General features: G+C 59.7%; 14 protein-coding genes. 4 read left to right on the top strand and 10 right to left on the bottom strand.

What is annotated here, in order from left to right; genetic code table 11:
* The first annotated feature begins 197 nt into the window (after positions 1-197).
* Together gltB and MTP40_RS05875 are read left to right on the top strand one after the other, a co-directional pair.
* Entirely contained in the window at positions 198-4,733 is a 4,536-nt protein-coding gene (gene gltB, locus MTP40_RS05880; protein WP_249259986.1) for a glutamate synthase large subunit, read from the top strand.
* A gap of 13 nt (positions 4,734-4,746) precedes the next feature.
* Positions 4,747-6,225, top strand: coding sequence for a glutamate synthase subunit beta (locus MTP40_RS05875; protein ID WP_156057727.1), 1,479 nt, complete (start codon positions 4,747-4,749; stop codon positions 6,223-6,225).
* A 246-nt stretch (positions 6,226-6,471) separates the two neighbouring features.
* On the opposite strand, the gene MTP40_RS05870 is transcribed toward MTP40_RS05875, so the two are convergent.
* On the bottom strand, positions 6,472-7,680 hold the full coding sequence (locus MTP40_RS05870; RefSeq protein WP_249259985.1) for a hypothetical protein: 1,209 nt from the start codon (positions 7,678-7,680) through the stop codon (positions 6,472-6,474).
* Positions 7,681-7,767: 87 nt separating this feature from the next.
* Here MTP40_RS05870 and MTP40_RS05865 point away from each other — a divergent pair, with 87 nt between their 5' ends.
* Complete coding sequence (locus MTP40_RS05865; RefSeq protein ID WP_249259984.1) at positions 7,768-8,667, top strand: hypothetical protein; 900 nt, start codon at positions 7,768-7,770, stop codon at positions 8,665-8,667.
* 523 nt (positions 8,668-9,190) lie between these two features.
* On the opposite strand, the gene MTP40_RS05860 is transcribed toward MTP40_RS05865, so the two are convergent.
* From MTP40_RS05860 to MTP40_RS05840, 5 genes are all read right to left on the bottom strand, one after another.
* Positions 9,191-9,526, bottom strand: coding sequence for a type II toxin-antitoxin system RelE/ParE family toxin (locus MTP40_RS05860; RefSeq protein ID WP_005933915.1), 336 nt, complete (start codon positions 9,524-9,526; stop codon positions 9,191-9,193).
* Positions 9,519-9,785, bottom strand: coding sequence for a type II toxin-antitoxin system Phd/YefM family antitoxin (locus MTP40_RS05855; protein WP_005933918.1), 267 nt, complete (start codon positions 9,783-9,785; stop codon positions 9,519-9,521). The genes MTP40_RS05860 and MTP40_RS05855 overlap by 8 nt, the downstream gene beginning before the upstream one ends.
* Before the next feature lie 108 nt (positions 9,786-9,893).
* Positions 9,894-11,618, bottom strand: a complete 1,725-nt coding sequence (locus MTP40_RS05850; RefSeq protein WP_249259983.1) for a PASTA domain-containing protein — start codon at positions 11,616-11,618, stop codon at positions 9,894-9,896.
* 159 nt (positions 11,619-11,777) lie between these two features.
* Entirely contained in the window at positions 11,778-12,515 is a 738-nt protein-coding gene (locus tag MTP40_RS05845) for a YebC/PmpR family DNA-binding transcriptional regulator (protein WP_097770719.1), read from the bottom strand.
* A 179-nt stretch (positions 12,516-12,694) separates the two neighbouring features.
* On the bottom strand, positions 12,695-14,239 hold the full coding sequence (locus tag MTP40_RS05840; protein ID WP_249259982.1) for an RsmB/NOP family class I SAM-dependent RNA methyltransferase: 1,545 nt from the start codon (positions 14,237-14,239) through the stop codon (positions 12,695-12,697).
* Between the two features lie 89 nt (positions 14,240-14,328).
* On the opposite strand from MTP40_RS05840, the gene MTP40_RS05835 reads away from it, so the two are divergent.
* The gene (locus MTP40_RS05835) at positions 14,329-14,484 is read left to right on the top strand and encodes a hypothetical protein (RefSeq protein ID WP_005933941.1); all 156 of its coding nucleotides are present in this window, start codon (positions 14,329-14,331) and stop codon (positions 14,482-14,484) included.
* A gap of 70 nt (positions 14,485-14,554) precedes the next feature.
* On the opposite strand, the gene MTP40_RS05830 is transcribed toward MTP40_RS05835, so the two are convergent.
* The 4 genes from MTP40_RS05830 to rplU all read right to left on the bottom strand — a co-directional run bounded on the left by MTP40_RS05830 (position 14,555) and on the right by rplU (position 17,176).
* Positions 14,555-14,959, bottom strand: coding sequence for a Mini-ribonuclease 3 (locus MTP40_RS05830; RefSeq protein WP_154276336.1), 405 nt, complete (start codon positions 14,957-14,959; stop codon positions 14,555-14,557).
* Between the two features lie 173 nt (positions 14,960-15,132).
* The gene (gene obgE / locus MTP40_RS05825) at positions 15,133-16,416 is read right to left on the bottom strand and encodes a GTPase ObgE (RefSeq protein WP_117503842.1); all 1,284 of its coding nucleotides are present in this window, start codon (positions 16,414-16,416) and stop codon (positions 15,133-15,135) included.
* A 182-nt stretch (positions 16,417-16,598) separates the two neighbouring features.
* On the bottom strand, positions 16,599-16,850 hold the full coding sequence (gene rpmA / locus MTP40_RS05820; RefSeq protein WP_005923362.1) for a 50S ribosomal protein L27: 252 nt from the start codon (positions 16,848-16,850) through the stop codon (positions 16,599-16,601).
* Positions 16,851-16,864: 14 nt separating this feature from the next.
* Entirely contained in the window at positions 16,865-17,176 is a 312-nt protein-coding gene (rplU, locus tag MTP40_RS05815; protein WP_035394408.1) for a 50S ribosomal protein L21, read from the bottom strand.
* Positions 17,177-17,228 lie beyond the last annotated feature (52 nt).

Here is a 17,228-nt window from a genome sequence, read left to right as displayed (position 1 = left end):
CTTTGGTGTACTAAAGTTTGTTGCACCTCCCACTTGAACAATCTTCACGAATCATTATAATAAAGCTAACGGAACAAAGGCGTTCCAGAAGGGTGAAGTTTGCCCTTCTGGAACGCTTTTTTGTTTTCTGTGTAAGATCGGCTGCGGATTGTGCCGCGGCCCAGAGGATATTTTGAGAGATAAGGATGGGAAAGGCAATGGATCAATTTACGGAAAACGCCACGCCTCTTGGCCTGTATGACCCTCAGTTCGAGCACGATGCCTGCGGCATCGGCGCTGTGGTGGACATCAAGGGCCGCAAGAGCCACCAGACGGTCAGCGATGCCCTGAGCATCGTGGAACGGCTGGAGCACCGCGCCGGTAAGGATGCCGAGGGCAAGACCGGTGACGGCGTGGGCATCATGCTGCAGATCAGCCACAAGTTCTTCTCCAAGGTGGCCGATGAGCTGAACATCAGCCTGGGCAACGAGCGGGAATACGGTGTCGGCATGTTCTTCTTCCCCCAGAACGAGCACCTGCGGGCACAGGCCATGAAGCTGTTTGAGCTGGTCACCCGCAAGGAGGGACTTGAGTTTCTGGCATGGCGCAGGGTGCCGGTAGACCCCGATGCCGTGGGCCAGAAGGCCCGGGACTGTATGCCCTCCATCTGGCAGTGCTTCATCAAAAAGCCTGCCCGTGTGAGCAAGGGCATTGATTTTGACCGCAGGCTCTACATCGTCCGCCGGGTGTTCGAGCAGGCCAGCAACGGCACCTATGTGCCCAGCCTGTCCAGCCGCACCATCGTCTACAAGGGCATGTTCCTGGTGCACGATCTGCGCCTGTTCTACCTTGACCTGCAGGACGAGGATTACGAATCCGCCATCGGCATGGTGCACAGCCGCTTTTCTACCAACACCAACCCCAGCTGGATGCGTGCCCACCCCAACCGGTTCATCCTGCACAACGGCGAGATCAACACCATCAAGGGCAACACCGATGCCATGCTGGCCCGTGAGGAGAGCATCGAGAGCCCCATCCTGCAGGACGACATGAACAAGATCCTGCCCATCATCAACACCTCTGGCTCGGACTCCGCCATGCTGGACAACGCGCTGGAGTTCATGGTGATGAACGGCATGGATCTGCCTCTGGCGGTGATGATCACCATCCCCGAGCCCTGGGAGAACAACAAGAACATCAGCCAGAAAAAACGTGATTTCTACCAGTATTACGCCACCATGCTGGAGCCCTGGGACGGCCCTGCCGCCATCCTCTTCTCCGACGGCGACGTGGTGGGCGCGGTGCTGGACCGCAACGGTCTGCGCCCCAGCCGCTACTATATCACCAAGGACGGCCGGATGATCCTGTCCTCTGAGGTGGGCGTGCTGCCCTGCGCCCCGGACAACATTCTGATGAAAGACCGCCTGCGCCCCGGCAAGATGCTGCTGGTGGATACCGTCAAGGGCGAGGTCGTGGATGACGAGAAGCTGAAGGAATACTACGCCAGCCGCGAGCCCTACGGCGAGTGGATCGACCGGAATCTGGTCCGGCTGAAGGACCTGAAGATCCCCAACATCAAAGTCCCCAGCTACACCGGCGAGGAGCTGACCCGCCTGCAGAAGGTCTTTGGCTACAAATACGAGGAAATCAAGGAGCTGATCCTGCCCATGGCCCGGGCCGGTGCCGAGCCTTCCGGAGCCATGGGCACAGACACCCCGCTGGCTGTCCTGAGCGACCAGCATCCCCCGCTGTTCAACTACTTCAAGCAGCGGTTCGCACAGGTCACCAACCCGCCCATCGATGCCATCCGTGAGAAGGTGGTCACCTCCACCAGCGTCTATGTGGGTGCCCACGGCAACCTGCTGGAGGACAAGCCCGAGAACTGCAAGGTGCTCAAGGTGCAGAACCCCATCCTGACCAGCACGGATCTGCTCAAGATCAAGCACATGAACGTGCCCGGCTTCAAGACCGCCACGGTTTCCATCAATTACTATAAGAACACCAGCCTGGAAAAGGCTATCGACCGCGTGTTCCTGGAGGTGGACCGCGCCTACAAGGACGGTGCCAACATCATCATCCTCTCTGACCGCGACATCGACGAGTACCACGTCTCCATCCCCAGCCTGCTGGCTGTTTCTGCCGTGTCCCAGTACCTCATCCGCACCAAGAAGAGCACGGCCATGGCCCTCATCCTTGAGAGCGCCGAGCCCCACGAGGTGCACCACTTTGCCACCCTGCTGGGCTACGGTGCCTGTGCCGTCAACCCCTATCTGGCCCACGACACCATTGCCCAGCTCATCGACGAGGGTCTGCTGGACAAGGATTACTACGCCGCCGTGGACGACTACAACAAGGCTGTGCTGAACGGCATTGTGAAGATCGCCTCCAAAATGGGCATCTCCACCATCCAGAGCTACCAGAGCAGCCAGATCTTTGAGGCGGTCGGCATCTCCAAGGATGTCATCGACAAGTACTTCACCGGCACGGTCAGCCGTGTGGGCGGCATCGGTCTGGAGGACATTCAGGCGGATGTGGAAGCTGCCCACAACGCCGCCTTTGACCCGCTGGGTCTGGACATCAACATGGAGCTGGCCGACGGCGGTGCCCACAAGTTCCGCAGCGGCAAGGAAGAGCACCTTTTCACCCCGCAGACCATCCATCTGTTCCAGAAAGCCTGCTTCACGGGCGACTACAAGGCCTTCAAGGACTTCACCCGCACCGTGGACAACATGGGTGCCGAGGGCATGCACCTGCGCAGCCTGCTGGACTTCAGCTATGACCCCAACGGCGGCATCCCCCTTGAGGAGGTGGAGCCCGTCAGCTCCATCGTCAAGCGGTTCAAAGCCGCTGCCATGAGCTACGGTGCCCTGAGCAGCGAGGCCCACGAGACCATCGCCATCGCCCTGAATCGTCTGGGCGGCCGGAGCAACACCGGCGAGGGCGGTGAGCCCGAGGAGCGCTACCAGAGCGAGAGCAACTCCAAGATCAAGCAGGTAGCCTCGGCCCGCTTCGGCGTGACCAGCAAATATCTGGTCTCCGCCGAGGAGATCCAGATCAAGCTGGCACAGGGTGCAAAGCCCGGCGAGGGCGGCAACCTGCCCGGTGCCAAGGTCTACCCCTGGATCGCCAAGACCCGCCACAGCACCACCGGCGTGGGCCTGATCTCTCCCCCGCCCCACCACGACATCTACTCCATCGAGGATCTGGCCGAGCTGATCTATGACCTGAAGAACGCCAACCGCCACGCCAACATCAACGTGAAGCTGGTCAGCGAGGCCGGTGTCGGCACCATTGCCGCCGGTGTTGCCAAGGGCGGCGCGCAGGTCATCCTCGTCTCCGGTTACGACGGCGGCACCGGTGCAGCCCCCCGCACCTCCATCAAGAATGCGGGCCTGCCCTGGGAGCTGGGCATCGCCGAGACCCACCAGACCCTGATCCTGAACGGCCTGCGCAGCCGCGTCCGCATTGAGAGCGACTCCAAGTTGCTCTCCGGCCGCGATGTTGCCATCAGCTGTATGCTGGGCGCTGAGGAGTTCGGCTTCGGCACCTCCCTGCTGATGTGCGAAGGCTGCGTGATGATGCGTGTCTGCAACCTGGACACCTGCCCCATGGGCATCTGCACCCAGAACCCCGAGCTGCGCAAGCGGTTCAAGGGCAAGCCCGAGTATATCATCAACTACCTGACCTTTGTGGCGCAGGAGCTGCGGGAGTACATGGCCAAGCTGGGCGTGCGCACCATCGACGAGCTGGTGGGCCGCACCGACCTGCTCCATGTCAAGCCCAGCGCTGCCGGCAGCCGTGCCGCCAAGATGAATCTGGACTGCATCCTGCACAACCCGGCCATTGCAAACAGCAACGTCCACTTTGTGCCTGCCGACACCTATGACTTCCACCTTGAGAACACCCTCGACATGAAGGTGCTGATGAAGAAGTTCAAGCTGGGCAGCAAGGCACCCCAGAGCGTCCGGCTGGAGGTCTCCAACACCGACCGCGCCCTGGGTGCCATCTTTGGCAGCGAGATCACCCGCAAGTACGGCAGCTCCCTGCCCGACGATGTCTACACCGCCGAGTGCATCGGCGCAGGCGGCCAGAGCTTTGGCGCGTTCATCCCCAAGGGCCTGACCCTCAGCCTGACCGGCGACTGCAACGACTACATGGGCAAGGGCCTGTCCGGCGGCAAGATCATCGTCCGCCCGCCCGAGGGCATCGGCTACAAGCCCGAGGAAAACATCATCACCGGCAATGTGGCCCTTTACGGTGCCACCAGCGGCAAGGCCTTCGTCTCCGGCGTGGCCGGTGAGCGCTTCTGCGTCCGCAACAGCGGCGCGACCGCCGTTGTCGAGGGCGTGGGCGACCACGGCTGCGAGTACATGACCGGCGGCACTGTCGTGGTCCTGGGCCAGACCGGCAAGAACTTCGCAGCCGGCATGACCGGCGGCGTGGCCTACGTTCTGGACGAGAACTGGGATTTCTACCAGCGGGTCAACAAGGAGACCGTGAGCCTGGAGCCTGTGGAGCACAAGTACGATGTTGCTGCCCTGAAGGAGCTCATCCGTGAGCATGTGGAAGCCACCGGCTCCCCCCGCGGCAAGGAGATCCTGGACAACTTCAGCGAGTACCTGCCCAAGTTCAAGAAAGTCCTCCCCTACGATTACGACCGGATGCTCCGGATCATCGCTTCCATGGAGGAGCGCGGCCTGGACGGCGAACAGGCACAGATCGAAGCATTCTACGCTGTGCAGAAGAAGAAGTAAGGAGGGCCGGATCATGGGCAAGATCACTGGATTTATGGATTACACGCGCAAGACCAGCACGGATGTCCCGCCGCTGGAGCGCATTGAAAATTTCAACGAGTTTCACGTCTGGCTCTCCCGCGAGGAACAGCAGACCCAGGCCGCCCGCTGCATGGACTGCGGCGTGCCCTTCTGCCAGGCCGGCATGATGATCGGCGGCATGGCATCGGGCTGCCCGCTGAACAACCTGATCCCCGAGTGGAACGACCTGGTCTATCAGGGCAAGTGGGAGCTGGCACTCCACCGTCTGCGGGCCACCAACCGCTTCCCGGAGTTCACCAGCCGGGTCTGTCCCGCCCTGTGCGAGGCCGCCTGCACCTGCGGTGATGTGACCGGCAGCAGCGTGACCGTGCGCGAGAACGAGCACGCCATCGTGGAAACGGGCTACGCCAAGGGCTGGCTCCACGCCGCCCCTCCCCCGGCCCGCACCGGCAAGAGCGTGGCCGTCATCGGCAGCGGCCCGGCCGGTCTTTCGGTGGCCGAGTACCTGAACATCCGGGGCCACGCCGTCACCGTGTTTGAGCGCGCCGACCGCGTGGGCGGCCTGCTGATGTACGGCATCCCCAACATGAAGCTGGACAAATCCGTCATCGAGCGCCGCATCAGGATCATGCAGGCCGAGGGCGTGGAGTTCCGCACCAGCATGGATGTGGGCGGTGCCGTGGATGCCGAGAGCATCCTGAACAGCTACGATGCCGTGGTGCTCTGCTGTGGTGCCAAAAAGGCCCGTGACCTGAACGTTCCGGGCCGGGATGCCAATGGCGTGCATTTTGCCGTGGATTACCTCACCAGCGTGACAAAGAGCCTGCTGGACAGCAAATTTGCCGACGGCAGGGCCATTGATGCCAAGGGCAAGAACGTTCTGGTCATCGGCGGCGGCGACACCGGCAACGACTGCCAGGGCACGGCCCTGCGGCAGGGCTGCACTGATCTGGTGGCTCTGGAAATGATGCCGCAGCCTCCCAAGGAGCGTGCCGCCAGCAACCCCTGGCCCGAGTGGCCCCGGGTGCTCAAGGTGGACTACGGCCAGACCGAGTGCATGGCAAAGTTCGGCAAGGACCCCCGTGTCTACCAGACCACGGTCAAAGAATTCCTCAAGGACGATGCAGGCAACCTGACCGCTGCCGTCATCTCCTATCTCAAGCCCGAGCGTGACCCCGAGACCGGCCGCACCAACATGGTGCCCACCGGCGAGGAGTTCACCTACAACTGTGAGCTGGCCTTCATTGCCGCCGGTTTCGTGGGCTGTGAGAGCTATGTGGCCGATGCCTTCGGTGTCAGCCTGACCGGCCGCGGCTGTGTGGACACCGACCACTTCCGCACCAACGTGGACAAGGTGTTCGCCTGCGGCGATATGCGCCGGGGCCAGAGCCTTGTGGTCTGGGGCCTGCGGGAGGGCCGCGATTGCGCCGCCGAGGTAGACCGCTACCTCATGGGCTATACCAACCTGTAAGCCCGCATCCCGGCCATTACTGAACCATTCTCTTTCCTATCCTAAACAAGCGGAAAGCCCCATCGGTATTTTTCGTACCGATGGGGCTTTCTGCGTTATTTTCTTGGGGTTTCTCTCTTCGTGAAGGGGAGCGGGCGAACCCTCTCCGGGCAGTTGCCTTGCCCTCTCAGTCAAAGCCTAACAGCTTTGCCAACTCCCCTAGTAGGGGAGCTGTCGCCGCAGGCGACTGAGAGGTTGTACGAAGGATCACTTCATCTCTTTCACCCTATTCCACCCCCGGATCACTTCCCACCGGCCCACAGAAGCGTCTGCGGGCTTATCGGCGGAGATGAGCTGGCTTTCAACAGCCCAAGTCAGAGCCTTCTGCTCGTCGGTGGCATCCTCAGCCATCACAGCGGCAGGGGCGGGTTTGCCAGCTTCGGTCCAGAGGAGTTTTGCCAGTTCGGTGGTGTTCTGGGGGATAGCTGCACCGGCAGGCAGGACAGTGTTCAGGTACAGTTCCGTGCCGATCATGTAACCGGTATAACCCAGCACAGCCGTACCGGCACCGGCAACACCGATCATGGCAGCGGTACCCAGCACGCCGGGACCTTCGCTTTCAATGGTGGCATCCTGCGTCATGGCCTCGATGGTCACAGCCTGTGCAGGCATCTTGAAGGTCAGGGGGTTCTCCTTGACGTTCACATCCAGCTTCGCATCACTGTTAATGCTCCACAGGTCAAACACAATCGCATCGGTGGGGGCGGTGTATTTCACCGTCACTTCGGCATTTTCGGGAACTTTAGCCGTCAGGGTGCCATCCTCGGCCTTGGTAAATTCCACTGCCTTGCCGTCAGCATCCTTCACGGTCACTTCGGCGTTCTTGACGGTCAGGTCGTACCGCTTGACAACAGGAGCAACCGGTTCGGTATCTTCCTTCTTGTCATTGTCCTTGTTGGTGTCATCCGGCTTGTTGTCGCCCGGCTTCGGGGGCAGGGTGCCGCCGTTGTTGGTCAGCTGGCTTTCGTCAAACTTGCCGCCGGAGATCACACCGGTTTTCTCATTGGTCACAGCACCGGTAAAGTTGCCGTTGCCAATGGTTCCGTTGTTTTTCACCTTGCCGGAAAACGTACCATCGTTAATTGCGCCATTATTGGTCACTTCGCCGGAAAACGTACCATTCTCAATTTTACCATCGCTCTCGTTTGTCACGCCTCCAGAGAATTGGGTCGCCTTTTCTCCGGTCGTTGTGATTGTGCCCTTATTGGTCACTTCACCAGTTACGGTACCGCCGTTGGCGTTCAGGGTTCCGTAGTTTTCAATGGGAATGCTCAGGGTACTACCCGTACCACTGTCAATCAATGTCAGATTACCATAATTGATGATTTTCTTTTCGGCGTCTTCTCCAGCAACCTGCTTGCCCGTCAGATCAACAGTAACTGTAACGCCCTCGGGGATGGTCAATGTATTTGTCATCGTAGGTGCAGACACATAGCTCAAAAACTTCAGCGAAAAACTACTGCCCGGTTGCGAATTGAACTCCGGCCAACCGGTATTAATCAGGTGAACAAATTCGTCACATTGGATATTACCAAATGTGCCGCCTTGGCGTCTATCTTCAATTCGATTGAATATTCCGGATTCGATCTTGCCCGTACCTGCATTTTCTACCGTACCGGTAAATTGGGCAGTTCCATCTCCCTGAATCGTGCCCCTCATATTGAATACTTTTCCACTGACAGTAACACCGTTGTTCGCTGTCAGTGTAGCTCCAGATCGGATATCAACATTAAAATTCTCCGGGTCTGTGTATTTAATTGTACCACCATTCAACGTAATAGATGCGTTATCCTCAAACGCACACACACCACGACCTTTTGTGCCCTGAATGGTGCCACCGTTCATGATAAATTCAGATTCCTGGCCCCCAGCAGCCGAAGTAACCGATACACCATCATTGCTGCAATTTTTGATTTCAGCCGAACCGCTCATGGTAAAAATGCAAGTCTTACCAGGGTCAGGGTACACCTCTACGCCTGCGCCCTCATGTGCTGTACAATTTTCAATGGAACCACCGCTCATATCAAAGGTTCCTTCGGCCATATATACGCCGCCGCCAGAAAGATTCGTACCGCTGGAGCTGCAATTGTAGATTTTACCGCCGGTCATCGTAAAAGTACCGCCACTCATATACACACCACCGCCATGCGCACTGATGGTAAAGCCCTGAATGGTGCCGCCACTGATCGTCAGGGCACTGCCGGAGCCTTCCATATAGATTGCTCCGCCGTGCCCTGTTACCGTACCATTGCCCTGAATGATACCTTTGCCCACACTATCCTTGATTTCCAGCGTGCCGCCATTCGAGATGTTAAACGCTCTCTGGTTATTTGCCGCTGTAATGGTGTGGCCGTTCAGATCAATGCTCAGTTTTTTATTATTGATAGAGAGAGTGCCTGTTAACGTAATATCGCCGCTCAACTGGACATTTCCGCCGTTTGTAGCAGCAGCTGTCAGCCCCGTCAAATCTGAAACCGATGTAGCTGTACCGCTCGAAGTGCCGCCCGTTGCGTCCGACAGCGTTATCGCATCATCTCCCAGGGTTGTACCCCCCCCCCTACTGTTGCCAGAGCGGGTGCAGGCATTATGCTGACTGCCATACTGACTGCCAGTGCCATACTAATCAATCGTTTTTTCATCTGCAAAAGCCTCCTTATAAAAATATGTTCTGCAGATCTGCCCCGGCAGGAAAGCCGGACGCATCCGTTGCTTTTTTGTCCACGGCGGGCAAATCATCAGCATCATTGTAACAAATTTTGGAGCATTTGGCAATGTTTTAAGGCAAATTGTCGAATATCCGGTAAAATGGCCTTTCAGCCTGCATTTCGTCCCGAGGAAGGCGGTGATTCTGTCAAGCCACTTGCAAATGACAAACCCACACAGAAACAGCAACAGCGCTCTGCCTTATCCGGCAGGCTGCTTTGCGTCAATCTTCTCTCTTCAATTCTTCTTGCAGCAGCCGTTTGAACAAAACAGGGTAATTACTTGCACCATGCACGATATGGTAGACGAACACAGTATCCACAATCAGCCGATAGACGCAGAGATACTGCCCGGCGATCACATAGCGATATCCGCTTTTCAGCAGTTCGGCATCTCTTGGAAGCGAACCAGACAGAGGGAAACGTTCCAACCGCGAAAGAGAATCCAAGATTCGATCCGTGATTTTTCGGGCAGAATTCGGCCCTACCAGATTCATGTGAAGCTCTGCGATTGCTTCCAGTTCCCGCTGTGCCGACTCCAGAATTTCGATCTTAGCCACGACGATAGATCTCCTCCAGCCGTTTTCTGGAATCCTCCAGCGTGTAAGCCGGAGCACCAGCAAGCCTTCCCTGTTCCGCTGCTTCCAGCTTTGCCCGGAGTTTCAACGCCTCTTCCCGCTGTTCAAATGCTTCAATGCTCATCACAACAAGGTCACCCTCTCCATTTTTTGTAATGTAGATTGGCTCGCCCGCTCCGTGCGCCAGATTTGAAATGGAACCGTAGTCATTGCGAAGCGCCGTAGACGACTTAATAATCATAATGCGCACCCCCTAAATGATTCTAATATAATTCTATCAGAATCATTCATTTTCTTCAAGCGTTCTCATCAAAAAAGCGGCCTGCCCTCTCCGGCAGGCCGCTTTGCGTCAATCCGTATCGTATTCGGTGCCGGCCCCACCGGTCGGCGGCTCCGTCTGCGCGGCAGACGGTGTGGTACCGGCAGAAGGGGTCGTGGTCTCGGGCGGGGTGGCGGGCACCTCGGCCTCGACCTCTGCCGCCATATAGACGATGATAGTCGAGCCGACCTCCACCATGGCACCGGGCTCCTCGCTGCAATAGGCCACACAGCCCGAAACATAGGAGCCATCGTTATAAATGGGATAGAAGCTCGCATTCAGCCCCACCTGCGCCAGCTGCTGCTCCGCGCCGTCCCGGGTAAAGCCTGCCACGTTGGGCATCTCCACCATCTGTGGGCCGCGGCTGACCACCAGATCGATGGTGCTGCCCTCTTCGATGACCTCCCCGGCTTCGGGGGTCTGACGGATGATCTTGCCCTTTTCCACGGTATCACTGTATTCCATGGTCACATAGAACAGGTAATCCCCGGCATAGCTGTTGTTGTTGCGCACCTGCGAATCGTAGTCCATCCCCACAAAGTCCGGGGCCAGATTCACCGGCTCTGTCACCAGCGAACTGGCCGGTTCGGAGGCCGGGGTGGATTCCGCAGGCTTTGCGGTGTGCAGCCCCTGATTCACCAGCCCCCACACGATGAGCAATGTCAGGATGGCCAGCAGGATCAGGATGGCCGCCAGCAGGTTGCGCAGGCTGAGTATATGCTTTTTCCGCTCCTCTTCCTCGGTGGACTGAGGGCGCGGCGCGGCCTGCTGCAGGGTCTGGGTAAGCTCCGTGGTATACTCCTGGCTGCTCAGTGCCCGGAACAGCTGGGGCACGGTCTGGATGCGCTCGGCAGGCCTGAGCTGCAGGCCCATCCAGAGCACATCCGAAACATACTCCGGCACCGCCCGTTCCAGCGTGCGGGCGCGGGGGTTGGAGTCCGACACCAGCCGCTGTGCCGCAGGAACAGGGCTCTGCCCGCAGACCATCCGGTAGACCACGGCGGCAAGGCTGTATTCGTCGGTGTAACGGCCCTCGAATTCGGTGGTGGAATACTGTTCCGGTGCCGAGTAGCCCTCATACAGCTGCTCGTGCAGGCCGCTGCCCGCCGTGCGCAGCCCCACGGTGGCGTAGCCCGTCAGGCGTGCCCGGCCGTTTTCCAGCACCCGGATGTTTTCCGGGCAGATGCCCCGGTGCACCAGCCCCACCTGATGCATGGCCGCCACGCCGTCAAACACAGGCTGCAGCATATTGCGGGCCGTCTCGGCCGAAACCGGGCTGGGGCGCTCATCCAGCCACTGCTGCAGCGGGATGCCGCCGGGGTTTTCCATCACGGCGTAGACGGTGTTGTTCTCCTCGAACACGTCCAGCACAGCCTCCAGACCGTTTGCGGGGGTGATGCGCTGGATGGAGCGGTAGAGATCGGCAAAGTCCATCCGGGTGGTCTTGAACAGCACCTCGCTGCCCAGCTTGGGCCGGAGCAGCGCGTCCGTGCCCCGCTCCGCCGACAGTGTCAGGGGCATATACTCCTTGATGGTCACCCGGAACCGCCCGACGTTCTCCACGCCCCGGTACAGGATGCCCTCGCCGTCGATGCTCTGCATCTCGCCCACGGTATACCGTCCGGCCAACAGCGTGCCCACCGGCAGACTGCCCGCCGGGTTGCGCCCGGCCAGTACCCCGCCGCAATGGGGGCACACCGACACCCGGCTTTCCAGTTCTCCCATGCAGTACGGGCAGATGCGTTTTGCTTCCATATGCGCCACCTCGTTTCATCGTGGTCTGTTTCAAATCATTGTACCATATTTACCCCCGCCGCGCAATCGGCAAAGCAAAAAAGCGCCGCCCTCTGAGTTTTTTCACAGGGGGGCAGCGCTTTGATTTTCTATTACAGAGTCAGCAGGCGCAGATACACCTTATTCCGGCAGATCCTCTTCGTTCTCCAGGCTGTGCCAGACATTCTGGACATCGTCGTTGTCCTCCAGAGAGTCCAGCAGCTTGCCCATTGCCTTGAGCTGATCGGGGTCGGTCAGGCGGGTGGTGGTCATGGGGACCATGGCCAGGTCGTCGCTCAGGATCTCGTAGCCCTTCTCTTCCATGGCCTTGACCACAGCGGAGTAGTTCTCGGGATCGGTGGTGATCTCAGCAGCCTCTTCGCCTGCATCAAAGTCCTCGGCACCGGCATCCAGAGCGTCCATCATGGCCTCATCGGCATCCTTATCCTCCAGAGAGATGTCAATGACACCCTTCTGGCTGAACAGGAAGCCAACACAGCCCATAGCGCCCAGGTTGCCGCCGTTCTTGTCGAAATAGTGGCGCAGGTCGGCAGCGGTACGGTTGCGGTTGTCGGTCAGGGTCTCGACCATGACAGCAACGCCGCCGGGGCCGTAGCCCTCGTAGGTGATGGCCTCGAACTCGGTCTTGTCACCGCCCTCAGCCTTCTTGATGATGCGCTGGATGTTATCGTTGGGCACGCTCATGCGCTTTGCCTTGGCGATCAGGTCTGCCAGCTTGCTGTTGGAAGCCGGGTTGGGGCCGCCGTCACGGACGGCAACGCTGATCTCACGGCCGATCTTGGTAAAGACCTTTGCTCTTGCACCATCGGTCTTTTCCTTCTTGCGCTTAATGTTGTTCCATTTGCTATGTCCAGACATGGGGAACCTCCTAAAGTTTTATCGAAATCTCCGCCTGCGGGCAGACGGGCTGTGGTCGCCCGCTTGTGGCAGCACACAAAATCTAACTCTATTATTGTAGCACAATCACGAATCCCATTCAAGGGCTCCGGGCGTGTTTTTCGCTTATTCGTGTTGGAAAACCGGCTTTTCAGGCCGGTTTACAGCAGCCGCAGGGCCTTGGGGTAATGGTTTTTGACCCGTCCGCCCGACACCTTACCGCCGCCCATGGGGCAGCCATCCACGGTCACGCAGCACCAGCCATCGGCGGCAGTGTCCGCGGCGATCTCACGGCCGGAAAGGTACTCCGTTACCCGCGGGTCGGCAAGGGTCAGTGCTTCGCGGTTGGTGCAGAGCGCGCCGAATGCCGTGAACAGGTGGTGCTCCGGCACGAAGCGGCCCTTCTGCACGCTGCCCACGAACACCCCCGCCCGCAGGACATGCAGTCCCGTCTGCGGGAAAGGCACGGGCAGCAGAACGCTGCCGCCATGCACCACGGCAGGGCGGTCCGCCAGCGCCGGGAAATACTGCCGGGCAAACTCCTGCCATGCAGCAAGGCTCTGGGCCGGGGTGGCCTCCCCCGCCCCGGCATCCCGGCTGCGGGTGCTGCGGCCCTGCACCGCCTCCCGCAGGGCACGGCTGCTCTCCCGGCGGACACTGCGGGCATCCGTGGCCTTGGCAGGCTTGCCGCCCTTGCTTCCCTTCTGCTTTTTGCTCTGCTCTGCGGCAGCAGCCAGCCAGAGCTCTTCCTCTGCCGTATAGGTTCCGGGGGCAGGCAGCGCCCGCGGCGTGCCAGCCTTGACCAGACGGGCAATAAAATGCCCCTCGCCGCCCTGACAGGGCCAGATCCGGCGCACTTTGTTCACATCCAGCGGCAAGCCGCCGGTGCGGTTTGCCTCACCCGGGCTGCCAAAGCTGTAATCCACATTGCCGAACACATCGGCCAGCGTGAACTCCGGGTGGCGCTGCAAAAATGCCGCCACCTGTCCCTCGTCCTCTTCCGGGGCAAAGGTGCAGGTGGAGTAGATCATCTCGCCGCCGGGGGCCAGGCAGGCTGCCGCGTTGTCCAGGATCTGTGCCCCCAGTGCGGCGCACTGCTTTACCAGCGCTTCACAATGCTGGGTCACAGCCACGGCTTCCTTGCGGAACATCCCCTCGCCGGAGCAGGGCGCATCCACGAGAACACGGTCAAAAAACTCCGGCAGAGCAGCGGCAATGCGGCCGGTGTCCTCGTTCAGCACCACGGCGTTGGGCACGCCCATCCGCTCCAGATTGCTCCGGAGCACCTCGGCGCGGGCGGCAACGAACTCGTTGCTCACCAGCAGCCCCTGCCCGCCCAGCGCTGCCGCCAGCTGGCTGCTCTTGCCGCCGGGGGCCGCGCAGGTATCCAGCACCCGCATCCCGGGCCGGACCCCCAGCAGGGGCGCGGCACTGGAAGCGGAAGGCTCCTGCGAGTAGAACACGCCCGCATGGTGGTAGGGGTGCCGCCCGGGCTTGAAGGCGGGGTCCTGCACCACAAAGCCCGCCTTGCAGAAGGGCGAGGGCTCCACCGGAAAATCTGCCTGCGCGGCAAACTGCTCCGGCGCAGCACGCAGGGCCGAGACCGTCACGCCCCGGGCAGCAGTATCCTGCGGGGCGGCATAGAGAGCATCGAACCGATCGCCCAGCAGAGCGCGCTCCCGGCGCTCAAAATATTCCGTAGGCATGAAAGCTTATCCTCCCATGAATAAAGCCGCCGTTCGCGGCAAAACTAAGGCTGTGAGGGAAAGCCCCCTCACGAAAGGAGTAACGAACCATGAAGGACCACAGCGAGAATCGCACCGAAAACCGCACGAACAACTGCAAGAACCAGAGCCAGAACCGCACCACCAATCAGACCACCAACGAGCACAAGCACCCCAACCAGTATACCAAGGGTGCTGACGATGAGGGTGCCAAGAACAAGAAGTAACACCGCATAAGAAAGCCCGCTGCCTTCCCTGCACTGTTTTCCAGTGCGGAAAGCAGCGGGCTTTCGCGTTTTATTTCTGGTTCGGGTCAAACTGCTGCCACAAGGCATCGAACAGCTCTTCCACACGGGCCATCTGCCCGGTGAGGTAGAGCCAGCCCAACAGACACTCAAAGCCGGTGGAAGCGCGGTATTCTTCAGGGGAAGCGTGCTTGGCCACACTGGCCTTGCTGGCGTTGCGGCCCCGCTTGAACACAGCCAGCTCCTCCTCTGTGAAGAGCGGCTCCAGCAGCTGCTCCTCCCGGAACTGTGCCCGGGCCGAGACATACTTGACCTTTTCCACATTGAGCTTGCCTGCGGACATCCGGTGGTGCCGTGCCAGACGGGTGCGCACCAGCAATTCCAGCACGCTGTCTCCCACAAAGGCCAGCGCCAGCGGGTTCAGCTCACGGGGGTCGATGGTTTCAGGTTCGTTCATAAGAAAATCCCTTTTGTCAGCGCCCTCACCCTCTCCGTCAGTGCTTCGCACTGCCACCTCTCCCGAAGGGCGAGGCTTTGGCAATCCACGCAAAACAGCTTGTTTTTGCCAAGGGCTCCCCCTTTGGGGGAGCTGGACGCGAAGCGGCCTGAGAGGGCGAGCCAGTTAACCTTTTAGAAGATATAATCGAACTGATATTCACCAATGAGGATGGTGTCGTTCTCCTGCACGCCCTTTTCCACCAGTTCGGCCAGGATGCCGCTCTCGTCCAGCTGACGCTGGAAATACTGCAGGCTCTCGTAGTCATCCACATTGCTGCCGGCCAGGATATACTCCAGCCAGGGCGCGTCGATGCTCCACACATGGGCCTCCATCCGCTGGATGGTATAAGCACGGTCGTTGGCCTTGGGCTCGGGCTTCTTGTACTCGGGGGTGAACACAGGCACCGGCGGGATATCCTTCAGGCGGTTGTAGACCAGGCCCGGCAGCTCCCGCACGCCCTGCATGGTGGCGGCAGAGATGGGCACAAAGGTCAGGCCCTTGCCCTCCACATAGCTGCGGAAGCTCTCGATCTGCTCCTCGGTGGCCAGGTCGCACTTGTTGCCCACCACGATCTGGGGGCGCTGTGCCAGCTCGGGGCTGAACTTTGCCAGCTCCTCGTTGATCTTTTCAAAGTCCTCCACCGGCTCACGGCACTCGCTGCCGGAGACATCCACCACATGCAGCAGCAGGCGGCAGCGCTCCACATGGCGCAGGAAGTCGTGGCCCAGACCGATGCCCTCACTGGCACCCTCGATCAGGCCGGGGATGTCGGCGCAGACAAAGCTGGCACCCTCACCCACCGACACGACACCCAGGGTGGGCACCAGCGTGGTGAAGTGGTAGTTCGCGATCTTGGGCTTGGCTGCGCTGATGGTAGAGATGAGGGTGGACTTGCCCACATTGGGGAAGCCGATCAGGCCCACGTCAGCGATCAGCTTCAGCTCCAGCGTCACCTGGATGTCCTCGCCAGGCATACCGGGCTTGGCAAACTTGGGGATCTGGCGGGTAGGCGTTGCAAAATGTGCGTTGCCGTAGCCGCCGCGGCCGCCCTTTGCGATGGTGACGGGGGTGTGGTCGGACAGGTCCGCGATGACCAGCCCGCTCTCCGCATCCTTGATCACGGTGCCCAGCGGCACCTTGATGATGAGGTTTTCGGCATTCTTGCCGTGGCAGAGGCTTGCGCCGCCCTTGCCGCCCTCGGGGGCAGTGTACTTGCGCTTGTAGCGGAAGTCCATCAGGGTGGAAAGATGATCATCCGCCACAAAGATGATGTCACCGCCGCGGCCGCCATCACCGCCGTCCGGGCCGCCAGCGGCCACGAACTTCTCACGATGGAAGCTCACTGCGCCATCGCCGCCCTTGCCCGCATGGAGCCAGATGGTGGCGATATCGATAAAATTGGTTTGTGCTGCCATACAGCCCCTCCTATTCTTAAAAAGCCTTTTCCCTCTGTTCCGCTCCCCTACCCGGGGAAGCCGGCCGCGCCAGAGCACGGACTGAGAGGTTTGATTTCTAAACAGAACAGGCTTTTTCGTTACCTAAAAAGAGCCGGGCCACGAGGGTCCGGCTCTTCGGGTTGCAGTTTTTCAGGCAGAAGTTACTGCTTCACGCTGCACTTCTTGCCGCTCTTGCCCACGCGCTCAAAACGGACAGTGCCGTCAACCAGAGCAAACAGGGTGTCATCGCTGCCCTTGCCAACGTTCTCACCCGGCATGATGTGGGTGCCACGCTGACGAACCAGGATGTTGCCGGCCAGAACGAACTGACCATCTGCACGCTTGGTGCCCAGACGCTGTGCTGCGGAATCGCGGCCGTTCTTGGTGCTGCCTACGCCCTTTTTATGTGCCATTGTAATTTACCTCCTTAGCCGTTGATCGCAGTGATCTCAACCTTGGTGTAGGGCTGACGATGGCCCATGCGGCGAGCACTGTGCTTCTTTGCGCGATAGGTGATGATGTTCAGCTTCTTGCCCTTGCCATTCTTGATGACCTTGGCAGAAACGGAAGCGCCCTCAACAACGGGAGCGCCAACCTTGACAGAACCCTCCTCGCCAATAGCGAGAACCTGATCAAACTTCACTTCGGAGTCGGCCTCAACGTCCAGCTTTTCGATGTAGACGATGTCGCCCTGCTCCACGCGGTACTGCTTACCGCCGGTAACAATGATTGCGTACATTTTGTTCATTCCTTTTCGTTGTACTCGCTGGTCGTAAAGGCAGACCCTCACG

The sequence above is a fragment of the Faecalibacterium sp. IP-3-29 genome (genome assembly GCF_023347335.1).
Taxonomy (GTDB): domain Bacteria; phylum Bacillota; class Clostridia; order Oscillospirales; family Ruminococcaceae; genus Faecalibacterium; species Faecalibacterium duncaniae.
Note: the sequence above shows the minus strand (reverse complement) of the source record. Positions and strands in the feature narration are given on the sequence as shown.